This is a genomic window from Sphingopyxis sp. BSN-002, from assembly GCF_022024275.1.
In the GTDB taxonomy this organism is placed as follows: domain Bacteria; phylum Pseudomonadota; class Alphaproteobacteria; order Sphingomonadales; family Sphingomonadaceae; genus Sphingopyxis.
In genome coordinates this window covers 1,740,651-1,754,498 of the sequence record NZ_CP091804.1, presented here as the reverse complement: position 1 = coordinate 1,754,498, position 13,848 = coordinate 1,740,651, and the positions used below count along the sequence as shown (strand labels likewise).

Below are 13,848 nucleotides of genomic sequence, written 5' to 3'. Positions count from 1 at the left end.
CTTAGAGCATCGCGGACCAGCCTGGCTGCCGAAACCGGCGCTGTGGGCCATCCGGGAAAGCGGGATGGTCAAATGCCGCAATCTAGGTTGCAGTCGGACCTTGCTTGTTCGAGAGCCACTTCACAGCGCCACGGGTCAGCTCCAACCTGCTCCGCCTTTTTCTTGCATTCGACATATACGGCCTTCGCTGGGGCCATGCAGCTTGTTCGACAACCTGGGATGGGCTTCGGAAGTGGCGGATCGTCTTCCTTCTTTTTTGCGATCGTCGCCACAGGATCCCGATCCGCCCTTTGGCTTTGAGGCTGCTCTGAGCACCCCCACAACAAAGCAAGCGCAGAAGCGGCGGCAATCAGTTTCATGGCAACTACCCTCCATGTTGCAACTCCAACCTACGCTCGTCGCCGCATCTCCTCAATGTGTCTTCGCGGGTCCCGAATGGCACACTGGCGTCCCGTTTCCTGCAGTATAAATTCCCGTTCGGCTAAAACGGGAACTCTATCGCTTGGGCCGTGGAATTCGGCGCCTCGGCGGCGCGGTCCACCTGTCCTATCAGCTGCGGTGGCGATTATTCCCGATAGTTTCCCGTTTAAACGGGAAATGCGCGCAGAGACGGTTGGTACGAGCACTGCCCACACCTCCAATATTTTCCGACATTACGGGTAGATGCGGTGCCGGGCTTCCGGCGCCCTGATGCTGCGGTGTTTGCGCCGATATGGAATGAAAAGCCGGCGCGCGAACGCGCGGGCTAGCCGGCGGCCGTCTGCCGGATGTCGGCCCACTCGAGTCCGAAGCGGGCCAGATATTTGCGAAGCCGGTCGGCGTCGTTGGTGCTCTTGCGCAGGTCGCGCGAGACCGTGAAGAGGGTGCGCCCGGCTTCCGACAGGGACCGGCAACTCCGGCATGTCCCGACCACGAAGGCAAGCTGGGCCCGATCGAACGGGTCGATGGCCGCCAGCCGGCCCGCATCGAGAATCTGTTCGAGCCCGTCGGCGGACCGGTCGTCGGCCTGCCAGAGGAAGCCAAGCCGGCCGATCTCCAGCTTCACGGCGTCGCTGTCGATCCGCCCGGTGGTGTTGAGGGTCGCCATGCGTGTGATGCTGGCGGCAAGATCGCGGAAATTTCCCCGCCATTTCGCTTCCGGACTCTCCGCAAAGGCGAGGTAGCGTTCGCGCGCCTCCCTGTTGAACGTCACCCGCGATCCCTCGCGCTCCGCGAAGCGTTCCAGTTCGTAATCGAGATTCGGTTCGATATCCTCGCGGCGTTCGGCCAGGCCCGGCAACGAGAAGGTCCAGAGGTTGAGCCGGGCGAACAGGTCGTCGCGAAAGCTGCCGGCGCGCACCTGCTCGACAAGGTTGCGGTTCGTTCCCGCGATCAGCTGGAAGTCGCTCTTCGCCTCGCTGTCGGCGCCGACCGGAAGGAAGCGTCCTTCCTCGATCGCGCGCAGGATCATTGCCTGTTCGTCGAGGCCGAGTTCGCCGATCTCGTCGAGGAAAAGCAATCCCTTGTCGGCGCTCCTGAGCAGGCCCGGGCGGTCCTGCGCGGCGCCGGTAAAGGCGCCCTTGCGGTGGCCGAACAGCGCCGAGGTTGCGCTGTCGCCTTTCAGGGTCGCGCAATTGACCTCGACGAACGGCCCGGCAAGCTGATGGCGGAGCTTCTTCAGCTCATAGACCTTGCGCGCGAGCTGGCTCTTGCCTGCCCCGGTCGGCCCCATCAGCAGGATGGGCGCGCGGCTGCGCATCGCGACCTGCTCGATCTCCCCGATCATCCGGTTGAATGCCGGGTTGCGGGTTTCGATACCGCTTTTCAGAAAGCTGGCGCTGTCCGCACTCGCCTCGGCGAACCGCGTCGCGATGCTGTCGTAGCGCGACAGGTCGAGGTCGATGGCATTCCAGGTGCCGACCGGCTGCGGCGCGCCGCGCTGTGGCTGCGTCTGCAGCAACCGGCCCGGCAGATAGCGCGCCTCGGTCAGCAGGAAGAGGCAGATCTGCGCGACGTGTGTGCCCGTCGTGATGTGGACCAGATAATCATGCGTGTCGGGATCGAACGGAAAGTCGCGCGCGAAATCGAGCAGCTTTCCATAGACCTCTTCGAAATCCCACGCGTCGTCGAAGTCGAGGATGTGGGGCACGACCTCGGTCTCGGGCGAGACGTCGGCGATGTCCCGCGCGACGGTCTCGGCGAGACGGCGGTGATAGCTGCCGTGGAGCAGGATGAAGCGATCGACGCGCAGATCCTCCTGCATGCAGATGCTCACGCTCGGCCGCCATTTGTTCCAGCGGCCGGCGTCGAACTTGCCCGCATCGAGGGTCGAGCCGAGAAATCCGAGAACGGTCAGTGGCTTCATGAGACATGTATATGATTTTATAAATTACGATACAATCATATCTGAAAATCTCATCTTCCGGGAGGAGCCGCTTTTTCGTCATTCCATAAATTATCGTTCTTTAACAACGTAATGTATCGAATTTTTGGTTCGGTCAGCGATCTGGCACGGCTTCTGCATTGTCTGAACATGCCGGGGTTCACGTCCTCCGGCACGACGCGGGAAGAGGGGCGGCCGGAATGGGCCGGTCGCCCCCAAGCGTCTGGACGATGTGAGATATTTGAAGGGCTCGCCATTGTTGCGGCGTTGCCCCAAGGAAGCCAAGGGGAGGTCAGCCATGACCCAGACGACCTATGAAGTGATGAACGTCGAGGGCGGACGCCCGGTCAAGATGTGGACGCGCGGCGTTCCCGTCGAGGATATGGCGCGCGAACAGCTGACCAAGGCGGCGAAAATGCCGTTCGTGTTCAGGCATGTCGCGGCGATGCCCGACGTCCATGTCGGCATCGGTGCGACCGTCGGATCGGTGATCCCGACGAAGGGCGCGGTGATCCCGGCTGCCGTCGGCGTCGATATCGGCTGCGGCATGATGGCCGCGCGCACCACGCTGATGGCGCACGACCTGCCCGACAATCTGGAGGGCATTCGCAGCGCGATCGAGGCGGCGGTTCCGCACGGCCGGTCAGTCGGACGCGGCCAGCGCGATCATGGCTCGTGGGGTGCCCCCCCGCAAGCCATCGTCGACGCCTGGGCGACGCTTGCCGAGCGTTTCGGACGCATCGTTGCCAAGCATCCGCGGCTGAAGAACACCAACAACCTCACGCATCTGGGGACGCTCGGAACGGGAAACCATTTCATCGAGCTGTGCCTTGATACCGAGGGGCGGGTGTGGGTGATGCTGCATTCGGGATCGCGTGGTGTCGGCAATGCGATCGGCACCTACTTCATCGAACTGGCGAAGAAGGACATGCGAAAGTGGTTTATCAACCTGCCCGATGAAGACCTCGCCTATTTCCCGGAAGGGACCGATCATTTCGACGATTATGTCGAGGCGGTCGGCTGGGCGCAGGACTTTGCGGCGCTGAACCGACGCATGATGATGGCGAATGTCATCTCCGCGCTCCGGCTCCAGATCGCCAAGCCTTTCGAGGCCGAGGCCGAAGCGGTGAACTGCCATCACAATTATGTGACGCGCGAGAATCACTTCGGCGAGAATGTGCTCGTCACCCGCAAGGGGGCCGTGCGCGCGGCGAAGGGCACGATGGGGATCATCCCGGGTTCGATGGGCGCGAAATCGTTCATCGTGCGCGGGCTGGGCAACGCGGAGTCCTTCGATAGCTGCAGCCATGGCGCGGGCCGCGTCATGAGCCGCACCGCGGCGAAGAAGCTCGTCACCCTCGACGAGCATATCGCCGACACCGCGGGCGTCGAATGCCGCAAGGACGAAGGCGTCATCGACGAGACGCCCAAGGCGTACAAGCCGATCGAGGCGGTGATGGCGGCGCAAGCCGACCTCGTCGAGATCGTCCATACGCTGAAGCAGGTGGTGTGTGTGAAGGGGTGATCCCCTTCACGCCGCCATCGGGGGAGATGTCGTGTGAAGAAGGTTTTGTGCTGCTCCGCTTGCGGCGCGCGATTGACGCATGCGCTGACGATCGTGTCGAGCAAGACACCCGGCGTGGTGCCGCCCGAGCACGAAGATCGGGCACCTCTCACGCCGCGCGGGGCCGCCTTCAAGAGTTGGGAGCCGATCGAGCGATCCTTTGCTGATAAGCCGGCGTCGCTCGAATATGCTCCACAATACTGGCTGAACCCGGACGATCTGGACGGGCAAGTCCGCGATACGCCCGATGCGCGTCGCCTGAACGGCTGTTGCGGCCTTGATGGTTGCGATGGCCCCAACCAGGTTTGCCGGTGCGGCGCGGAGGTCGGTACGCTGCGAACCGATTGCTGGACGCCGCATGTGTTTGTTCCGGACCCGGCGAATACCAACTGGATAGAAGAAGAATCATGATCACAATCGACGGATCCGAAGGCGAAGGCGGGGGGCAGGTGCTGCGCTATGCGTGCGCGCTGTCGCTGCTGACCGGCGAGGCCTTCACGATCGAGAATATCCGCGGGGGACGCGAGAAGCCGGGGCTCATGCGCCAGCATGTGACGGCGATCGAGGCCGCGTGCGTGATCGGCGGCGGCGAATGCACCGGGCTGGCGGTCGGGTCGAACAGCATCGGCTTCCGGCCCGGGCGCGTGACGCCGGGCGACTATCATTTCGCGGTCGGCACTGCGGGCAGCACCGGGCTCGTCCTCCAGACGATCCTCGTGCCGCTGATGATGGCCGACGCGCCGTCGCGCCTCGTGATCGAGGGCGGGACGCACGCGATGGCGGCGCCACCGTTCGAATTCATCGCGCGCACGCTGCTGCCCGTCATCAACCGGATGGGGCCGACGATATCCGCCCGGCTCGTCCGCCATGGCTTCTACCCGCGCGGCGGAGGGCGGATCGAGGTCGATATCGATCCTGCTCCGCTGCGTCCGATCGAATGCATCGAGCGCGGCGCCGCCGGCGCCGTGCAGACGACCGCGATCGTTGCGGGCATTCCGTTCGATATCGCCGACCGCGAACTGAAAGCCGCACAAAAGATGCTTGCCGACTGGCCGGTCGACGCGTTTTCGACGCGCCAGCTTTCCGCCGAGCACGGCCCGGGCAATGCGGTGCTTATCGAGGCGGCTTTCGAGCATGTGACCGAGATCATGTCGGGCTTCGGCAAGCTCGGCACCCCCGCCGAGCGTGTTGCGCAGACTGCGGCCAAGCGCATGGCGGGCTATATCGCGTCGGGCGCTTTTGCCGGGCCCTATTTGCAGGACCAGCTGCTGCTGCCCTTTGCGGCGGCGCGCGGCGGCGCCTTCACGTCGGTGCGGCTCAGCGAGCACAGCCGGACCGCGATGGCGCTCATCGAGCGCTTCACCGGCCAGCGGTTCGGGGTGTCCGAGACGGGCGCCGGCAATCTTGTCGAGGCGATCGCCTGACGCGCGCCGGCGCCGTCAGCGGCGCTCGACCATCCCGCCACCGAGCGCGACATAGAGCGTGACCAGATTGTCGACCTGCGCGCGGCGGGCCTCGATCAGGGCCTGTTCGGACGCGAACAGGTTGCGTTCGGCGTCGAGCACTTCGAGATAGGTCGACACGCCCTCGCGGTATCGCTTGCGCGCGAGGTCGGCGATACGGCGCGTCGCGAGCGTGCCGCGCTCCTGCGCCTCGACCTGCTCGGCCAGATAACGGCGACCGGCGAGCGCGTCGGCGACTTCGCGAAACGCCGTCTGGACCGTCTTCTCATAGGACGCGACCGCGATATTCTCGCGCGCCTCGGCGACGGTCAGATTGCCCTTGTTGCGCCCGAAATCGAAGATCGGCAGCGTGATCGACGGTCCGAAGCTCCATGTCAGCCCGTTGTTCGTGAACAGGCCGTCGAGCGAGTTCGACGCGAAGCCGATGTTGCCGGTCAGCGAGATCGACGGGAAGAAGGCGGCGCGAGCCGCGCCGACATTGGCGCGCGCGGCGCGGAGTTGTTCTTCAGCCCCGATGATGTCGGGCCGCGCGACGAGCAGCTCCGACGGCAGCCCGGCGGTGAGCGCCGGCGGCTTCGACTGGTCGACGAGCGCCAGCGGCGCGGGCAGGTCCGCGGGCAGCGGTCCCCCGACGAGAACGGCGAGGAAATTGTCGGCCTGCGCCTTGGCAAGGTTCAGGCTCGCAAGCTGGGTCTCGGCCTGCGTCAGCAGCGTTTCCGACTGGCGGTAGTCGAGCGCCGAGGTCACCCCCGCGTCGAGCCGCAGTTTCGCGATACGCAGCCCCTCGCGCCGGCTCGTTACAGTCGCTTCGGCCAGTTTGATCTGCTCCTCGGCGCCGCGCGAGGCGAAATAGGTCGACGCCACATCGCGGACGAGCGTCAGGCGGAACGCGCGCTCGGCCTGCTGGGTCGCGAGATACTGGCTGCGCGCGGCTTCCGAGAGATTCTTGACCCGCCCCCAGAAATCGAGCTCGAACGAGGTCACGCCGACGCCCACCGAATAGCGGTTCGACGTGTCGGTGCCGGGGCCGGTCAGCGAAGCACTGCGGCTGCGCATCGCCTCCGCGCTCGCACCGACGGTCGGCAGCCGGTCGGCGTCCTGGATGCGATACTGGCCGCGCGCCTCCTCGATCTGCGCAACCGCGATCGCAAGGTCGCGGTTGCGTTCGATCGCGCGCGCGATCAGCGCCTCGAGCTGCGGATCGGCGAAGAAATCGCGCCACGCGATTTCGGTCGCGCGCTGCCCGAGCGTCACGTCGTTCGCGAATCCTTCCGGATAATGCGCGTCGGTCGGCAGCGCAGGCTGCGTGTGCTTGGGGGCAAGGTTGACGCAGCCGGTGAGCATCGTCGCGGCGAGCAGGGCGAGGGCGGCGTTACGCATGATCGGGCTCCGGCTCGTGATGGCCCTTTTCGGCTGGTGACGGCGGCCGCTTGCGGCTGATCCACTTGCGCACCGAGAGGTAGAAGAGCGGGATGAAGAAGATGCCGAGCAACGTCGCGGCGATCATCCCGCCCATCACGCCCGACCCGACCGCGATGCGGCTCGCCGCGCCAGCGCCGCTGGCGATGACGAGCGGTACCATGCCGAGGATGAAGGCGAGGCTGGTCATGATGATCGGGCGGAGGCGCAGCTTTACCGCTTCCATGACCGCGTCGAGCGTCGACTTGCCTTCGGCCTCCTGCTCGATCGCGAACTCGACGATCAGGATCGCATTCTTTGCCGAAAGGCCGATGATCGTGATCAGTCCGACGTTGAAATAGATGTCGGCGCTGAGTCCGCGCAACATCGAAAAGAGCACCGCGCCGAGCACGCCCAGCGGCACGACGAGCAGCACCGCGACGGGAACCGACCAGCTTTCATAGAGTGCCGCGAGCAGCAGGAAGACGACGACGAGCGACAGGCCGAGCAGCATCCCGATCTGACCCGACGACTGTTTCTCCTCGTACGAGATGCCGGTCCATTCATAGGCGAAGCCCGCGGGCAGGGAGGCGGCAAGCCGCTCCATCTCGGCCATCGCCTCGCCGGTCGACTGGCCGGGAGCGGGCTCGCCCGAGATCGTCATCGCGGGATAGCCGTTGTAGCGCTGGAGCTGCGGCGCGTCGGCCGACCATTTGGCGGTACTGAACGACCCGAAGGGGACCATCTGCCCGTCGGCGCTGCGCACCTTCAGGTCGACGACGTCCTGCGGGGTCATGCGGCTCGCGGCGTCGGCCTGGATCAGCACGCGCAGCACGCGGCCCTCACGCGTGAAGTCGTTGGCATAGGCACTGCCGAAGGCGATCGCGAGCGTCGCATTGACGTCGCCGATCGACAGGCCGAGCGCGCGCGCCTTTATGCGGTCGATGTCGACGCGCAGCACGGGGGCGTCCTCCTGACCCTCGGGGCGGACGTTGGCGAGCGTCTTGCTCTGCATCGCGCCGCCGAGCATCTGGTTGCGCGCCTGCATCAGCGCGGCGCGGCCGTTGCCGCCGCGGTCCTGCAGCTTGAAGGTAAAGCCGCTCGCGGTGCCGAGTTCGGGGATCGACGGCGGGCTCAGCGAGAAGACGAAGGCCTGCTTGATCCCCATGAAGGCGCCCATCGCCTTGCCGGCGATCGCGTCGGCGCTGTTTTCCTTGCCCTTGCGGTCTTCCCACGGCTTCAGCGGCGTGAACATGATCGCGTTCGCCTGTCCCTGCCCAAAGAAGCTGAAGCCGTTGACCGATACGACATTGGCGACCTGCGGCTGTGCGGCAAAGAAGGCCTTCACCTGCTTGGTCGCTTCATTGGTGCGCTGGGTCGTCGCGCCCGGGGGCGCCTGGATGACGGTGATCAGATAGCCCTGATCCTCCTGCGGCAGGAACGAGCCGGGCAGGCGGGTGAACAGCAGCGCGGTCACCGCGACCATCGCGACGAAGATGCCGAGCCAGCGCAGCGGCGCCGACAATATGCGCCCGACGCGGCCCTGATAGCGGTCGGTCGTGCGGCCGAACCAGCCGTTGAAGCCCGCAAAGAAGCGGTCGGCGCGTTCGCCGATTGGGCCCTTTCGGACCGTGTTGTCGTGCGGTTTCAGCAAGGTCGCGCACAGGGCCGGGGTCAGCGTCAGCGCGAGCAGCGCCGAGAAGGCGATCGAGATCGCCAGCGTCAGCGAGAACTGGCGATAGATGCCGCCCGTCGATCCGGGGAAGAAGGCCATCGGGATGAACACCGCGATCAGCACCAGCGTGATGCCGATGATCGCCGAGGTGATCTGCCCCATCGCCTTCACGGTCGCTTCATAGGGCGAGACATGTTCCTCGCTCATGATGCGTTCGACATTCTCGATCACGACGATCGCATCGTCGACGAGGATGCCGATCGCCAGCACCATCCCGAACAAGGTCAGCACGTTGATCGAGAAGCCGGCGGCCCAGAGCCCGAGACAGGCGCCCGCAAGCGCGATCGGGACGACGACGGTCGGGATCACCGTCGCGCGCCAGTTCTGGAGAAACAGGAACATGACCAGGAAGACGAGCAGCATCGCCTCGCCCAGCGTCTTGACCACTTCCTCGATCGACAGGCTGATGAAGGGCGTGGTGTCGTACGGGATCGACCATGTGATGTCGGGCGGAAATCCCTTCGACAGCTCGTCCATCCGCGTCCGGATGCCTTCGGCGGTCGACAGCGCGTTGGCGCCGGGCGTGAGCTGGACCGCGAGCCCCGCCATCGGTTTGCCGTTGAGTTCGGACGAGAAGAGATAGCTTGCCGCGCCGAGTTCGACCCGACCGACATCGCCCAGCGTCACCGCCGACCCGTCGGGGTTGGCGCGCAGGATGATGCTTTCGAACTGCTCGGGCTTGGTGAAGCGGCCCTGCGTCGTGATCACGGCGTTGAGCTGCGCCCCCTTCGCGATCGGCTGGTCGCCGAGCTGGCCGCCGGGGGTCTGGCTGTTCTGTTCCTGCACCGCGCCGAGCGCTTCGGCGGGCGACAGACCATGCGAGGCGAGCTTTTGCGGATCGAGCCAGATGCGCATCGCATATTCGGGCGCAAAGGCCTGGACGTTGCCGACGCCGTTCACGCGGCGAAGCTCGTCGAGCACGCGCGTGTTGGCGAAATTATTGACCTCCATCGGGTCGGTGTTGCCGCTCTTCGACGTGATCGCGACGATCAGCAGGAAGCCCGAGTTCGCCTCGGTCACCGTGATCCCCTGACGACGCACGTCCTCCGGCAGCCGTTGCTCGACACGGTTGAGGCGGTTCTGGACGTCCATCTGCGCCTTGTCGATGTCGGTCCCCGCCTCGAAGGTCAGCGTGATCGACGCCGTCCCGTTCGATTCGCTGGTCGACGCCATATAGAGGAAGCCCTCGACGCCGTTGAGCTCCTGCTCGATGACCTGGGTGACATTCTGTTCGAGCGTGCCGGCGTCGGCGCCGGGATAGGTGACGCTGATCGTCAGCGATGGCGGGGCGACCGACGGATATTGTTCGACGGGAAGGCTGCGCAGCGCGATGATCCCGGCGAGCAGGATGCCGATCGCGATGACCCATGAAAAGATGGGCCGGTCGATGAAGAAGCGGGGGGTCATGGGATCGGGCTCAGCGTTTGGTCGTCGCGGTCTTGGCGGGGGTCGGGCGCGTCGCGGCCTTGCCCGCAACCTTTGCGGGCTGGCCCGGCTGGACCTTTTGCAGCCCGTCGACGATCACGCGATCGCCGGGCCGCAGGCCGTCGAGGATCGCCCATTGTCCCTGCTGCATCATCCCGAGCTTCACGGGGCGGACCGTCACGACATTCTTCGAATCGAGGATCATCACCGTCGCGGCGTCCGCCGACAGCTTCACCGCGCGCTGCGGAATCAGGATGCCGTTGGGCCGGATGCCCGCCTTGATCCGGGCGCGCACGAACTGGCCCGGCAGCAGTCCGTTGACGGGGTTCGGGAATTCGGCGCGCAGTGCCGCGGTGCCGGTCGCCTCGTCGATCGACAGGTCGAAGAAATCGAGATGGCCGACCACCGGATAGGGGGTGCCGTCTTCGAGGATCAGGTCGACCGCGACGCGGCCGACCGGCGGAACTTCGAGCTTCCCGCTCTCCATGTCGCGACGGATCGCCATCAGGTCCGAACTCGACTGGCCGAAGTTCACATAGACGCGGTCGATCTGTTCGATCGTCGTCAGCAGGGTGCCCTGTCCGGCGCTGACGAGAGCCCCTTCGGTCACCTCCGCGCGGCGGGCGCGACCGCTGATCGGTGCGGTGACGGTCGCATAGCCGAGGCTGAGGCGCGCCGAATCCAGATTGGCCTGCGCCGACTGGACGTCGGCCTCGGCGGTGCGCTGCGCCGCGACCGCGGCGTCATATTCCTGTTTGCCGATCGCCTGTTCGGACAACAAGGGCTGATAGCGATTCACGACTTGCCGGGCATTCGCGGCGGTTGCCTGCGCGCGGGCGAGCTGGGCGCGGGCGGCGTTGACGTTGGCGGTCAGCTGGCGCGGATCGATGCGGAACAATGCCTTTCCGGCGGAGACATAGCTGCCCTCTTCGAACAGCCGGCTTTCGACGATGCCGTCGACGCGCGCGCGTACTTCGGCGGTACGATAGGCCTGTACGCGGCCGGGTAGTTCGATGACGTTGGGGATCGCCTGGGTGCCGACGGTGACAATATTGACCTCGGGCGGCGGCGGCGCGGGGGGCGCCTCCGACGAACAGGCGGCCAGCACCAACGAGAAGGCCAGCGCCGCACTGGCGGCGCTTGCAAAGGAACGGACGCGACTCATATGGACCCCTGAAAAATTCGCTGTTTTCGGTGAACGTCGACGGATGGAAACCGTTGCGCTTTGACGCGGTGTAATTTAAATTACAGAAAAGGGCAAGGGAGAGGGATGGCCATTGGATACGAATGAAGTGGCATTGTGTCGGACAGGTAGGCCGAGCGAGCCGTCAAGCCCGCGCGAACGGCGGCATGAGGCGATTCTCGACGCCGCCGAAGCGCTGTTCATGGAACAGGGATATGACAGGACGAGTCTTGCCGAGATCGTGCGGCGCTCGGGCGGTTCGCTCGCAACGCTCTATGAGCTGTTCGGCAACAAGCAGGGGCTGCTCCATGCGATCGCCATCCGCTGGCGCGACGAGACGATGCAGGGCCGGGTCAATCAGGTCAGCGCACCGGACACGTCGGTCGTCGAGATATTGATGGGCTTCGTTCGCCGCGAGATCGAGCTCTGGCAATCGCCAAGCACCGTGGCGCTGTTGCGGATGCTGGTTTCCGAAGGGCTTCGCGACCGCGATTTCGCGTTGCAGACCTATCGCGATCTGCATCTGCCCTTCATTGCCGAGCTGACCGAATTGTTCGCGGGCTGGGGGAAGGCGGGCGTGGCCGCGATCGACGATCCGGAGGCCACGGCGCATCTGTTCCTGTCGATCGTTTCGGGCGATACGATGCTCAGCCGGCTCCTGGGCGTCGAGGATGGCATCCCCGACGAGACGCAGATCCGCTGGCGGCTGCAGCCTTTCTTCCACCACTTCCAGATCGCGTAACGGAGATACCGGTATGGCCTATGGCACCGCCCGCATCGGCGAGGACAAATATCGCACCGAAATTCACGTCGGCGGCCGCGACCTCGTCGCCGACGAGCCGCCGGCGCTCGGCGGGCAGGGAGCCGGTTTCGCGCCCTATGATCTGCTGCTCGCCAGTCTCGGTGCCTGCACCGCGATCACGCTGCGCATGTATGCCGACCGCAAGGGCTGGCCGCTTGAATCGCTCGACGTCGGCCTGCGCCTTCACGGCACCGACGAGCGCCGCATCGACCGCACGCTGACGATTGCCGGCCTCGACGACGAACAGAAGGCGCGCATGGCCGACATCGCCGAGCGGACGCCCGTGACGCTGACGTTGAAGAACGGCCTGCCGATCGACACGCGGCTGGCATAGGCGCCCGCCGCGCGCGCGAAACTGTCGCATAAGGTGGCTCGCGGCGGCATCGTTTACGCGGCCTTTACCACTACCGGTGCATGACATTCGCCGATGTTTGCGACTGGGGACATATGATGGACAGCTTGCGCGGCCTGCTTTCGGGTAGCCACGATCAGGATGACGGCGCGATCGACGCGCCTCCCTCCGTCGGCGTCGACGAGCGCCGGATGCAGGTGCGGGCCTATAATTACTGGGCTTCGCTGCTTTCGGACCGCGCCTATCCGTCGGTCGAGGACCTCGATCTCGACGGGGCCGATTTCGGGCCGCACTCGGTACTGCTCGACTTTACCCAGGGAATCGACAATCCGGGCCTCTCCTTCGTCGGCGAGACGTTGCGCGCGGAATCGCAGATCGACGACGATGTTCACTATATCAGCCAGATTCCGGGCCGTTCGCTGCTCTCGCGGCTGACCGACCATTATCTCCAGATCATCGCCAATCGCGCGCCGATCGGTTTCGAGGCCGAGTTCGTCAACGATCGCGGCGTGAACATCATGTACCGCGGCATCCTGTTGCCCTTCTCGTCGGACGATGACACGATCGACTTCATCATGGGGGTGATCAACTGGAAGGAAGGCGTTCCCGCCGATCAGGAAGAGGAACTCCAGCTTTCGGTCGAACAGGCGTTGCGCAGCGCGGCGCCGCTCACTGCGCCCGTACCGGTCTGGGCCGACGGCCCCGATTCCGAACATATCGACGACGACGTGGCGATCGATGCGACGCCGGGCTTCGCCGCGCTTGCCGAGGCGGCGGATGAAACCGGGCTTTCAGCCGACACCTTCGCCGGAGAGGATGACGCCGCGACAGCCGAGGATCCGGGTACCGAGGCCGAACTTGCAGACTGGCTGGCGCTCGCGCGCGAAACCGCCGAGCGGGCGATTGCCGCCGACAGCCGCAGCCGCACCGCGCTCTATCAGGCGGTGAGCAAGGCTTGGGATTTTGCGCTCGCCGCCGATACGCAGCCCGAGGCGTTCGCCGAACTGCTTGCCGATGCCGGACTGCAGGCACAGGATCGCGCGCCGATGACGCCGGTCGTGAAGCTTGTTTTCGGGGCGACCTACGACAAGACGCGTCTCGCCGAATACGCGTGCGTGCTTGGCCACGCGAAGGAAGAGGGCGTCGCTCGCGGCGAACTTGCCGCCTATCTCGACCGTTATCCGGGCGGGCTGAAGGGCCTCGTCAAGGACGCGCGCGCGCGCCGCAAGCCTGAAGCCGTAGCCGAGGGGGCCGAGGATGCCATCGAGGCGCTTCGCCGTGCGCATCCCGCAATCATCCTCGAACATGACGCGGGGGATGCCGAATTCGTGATGTTGATCGCGCGCGCGATGCCCGGCGGCCATATCGGCATCGTCGCGAAGGCCGCCGACGATCCGGCGCTGATCGCGAAGCTCGCCAAAAAGGCAATCGCCATCGCGCCGTAAGAATTTGGCGCCAAGGTGCGGCCATCCTTGCGGGTTGAAGCGGTCGGTTCCCGGCCGCTTCGTCGTGTGCGCAATAGACAAACCAAAAATTGAAATAATTTTACGCGACCTGTTCGCGG

General features: G+C 65.3%; 10 protein-coding genes. 6 read left to right on the top strand and 4 right to left on the bottom strand.

Annotated features, from left to right (window positions below; translation table 11 throughout):
- Positions 1–745 precede the first annotated feature (745 nt).
- A complete protein-coding gene (gene rtcR / locus L7H23_RS08655) occupies positions 746–2,344 on the bottom strand; it encodes an RNA repair transcriptional activator RtcR (RefSeq protein WP_237838937.1) in 1,599 nt (532 codons plus the stop codon).
- A gap of 316 nt (positions 2,345–2,660) precedes the next feature.
- Between rtcR and L7H23_RS08650 the strand changes: the two genes are divergently transcribed.
- Genes L7H23_RS08650 through rtcA form a run of 3 tightly spaced genes read left to right on the top strand, consistent with a single transcriptional unit; the run spans position 2,661 to position 5,350 of the window.
- On the top strand, positions 2,661–3,887 hold the full coding sequence (locus L7H23_RS08650; RefSeq protein ID WP_237838936.1) for an RtcB family protein: 1,227 nt from the start codon (positions 2,661–2,663) through the stop codon (positions 3,885–3,887).
- Between the two features lie 33 nt (positions 3,888–3,920).
- A complete protein-coding gene (locus L7H23_RS08645; RefSeq protein WP_237838935.1) occupies positions 3,921–4,337 on the top strand; it encodes a hypothetical protein in 417 nt (138 codons plus the stop codon).
- Positions 4,334–5,350, top strand: a complete 1,017-nt coding sequence (gene rtcA, locus L7H23_RS08640) for an RNA 3'-terminal phosphate cyclase (protein WP_237838934.1) — start codon at positions 4,334–4,336, stop codon at positions 5,348–5,350. Before L7H23_RS08645 ends, rtcA begins: the two co-directional genes overlap by 4 nt.
- Before the next feature lie 15 nt (positions 5,351–5,365).
- On the opposite strand, the gene L7H23_RS08635 is transcribed toward rtcA, so the two are convergent.
- From L7H23_RS08635 to L7H23_RS08625, 3 genes are read right to left on the bottom strand one after another with little or no spacing between them, the layout of a single operon-like run.
- A complete protein-coding gene (locus tag L7H23_RS08635) occupies positions 5,366–6,769 on the bottom strand; it encodes an efflux transporter outer membrane subunit (protein WP_237838933.1) in 1,404 nt (467 codons plus the stop codon).
- Entirely contained in the window at positions 6,762–9,929 is a 3,168-nt protein-coding gene (locus tag L7H23_RS08630; protein ID WP_237838932.1) for an efflux RND transporter permease subunit, read from the bottom strand. The genes L7H23_RS08635 and L7H23_RS08630 overlap by 8 nt, the downstream gene beginning before the upstream one ends.
- Before the next feature lie 10 nt (positions 9,930–9,939).
- A complete protein-coding gene (locus tag L7H23_RS08625; RefSeq protein ID WP_237838930.1) occupies positions 9,940–11,112 on the bottom strand; it encodes an efflux RND transporter periplasmic adaptor subunit in 1,173 nt (390 codons plus the stop codon).
- A gap of 127 nt (positions 11,113–11,239) precedes the next feature.
- Between L7H23_RS08625 and L7H23_RS08620 the strand changes: the two genes are divergently transcribed.
- From L7H23_RS08620 to L7H23_RS08610, 3 genes are all read left to right on the top strand, one after another.
- Entirely contained in the window at positions 11,240–11,872 is a 633-nt protein-coding gene (locus L7H23_RS08620; RefSeq protein ID WP_275671240.1) for a TetR/AcrR family transcriptional regulator, read from the top strand.
- A gap of 13 nt (positions 11,873–11,885) precedes the next feature.
- Positions 11,886–12,266 carry an OsmC family protein gene (locus L7H23_RS08615; protein WP_237838928.1) on the top strand — a complete coding sequence of 127 codons (381 nt, stop codon included), beginning with the start codon at positions 11,886–11,888 and terminating at the stop codon, positions 12,264–12,266.
- 80 nt (positions 12,267–12,346) lie between these two features.
- Positions 12,347–13,729: a hypothetical protein gene (locus L7H23_RS08610; RefSeq protein ID WP_237838927.1), complete on the top strand. Its 1,383-nt coding sequence runs from the start codon at positions 12,347–12,349 to the stop codon at positions 13,727–13,729.
- Positions 13,730–13,848 lie beyond the last annotated feature (119 nt).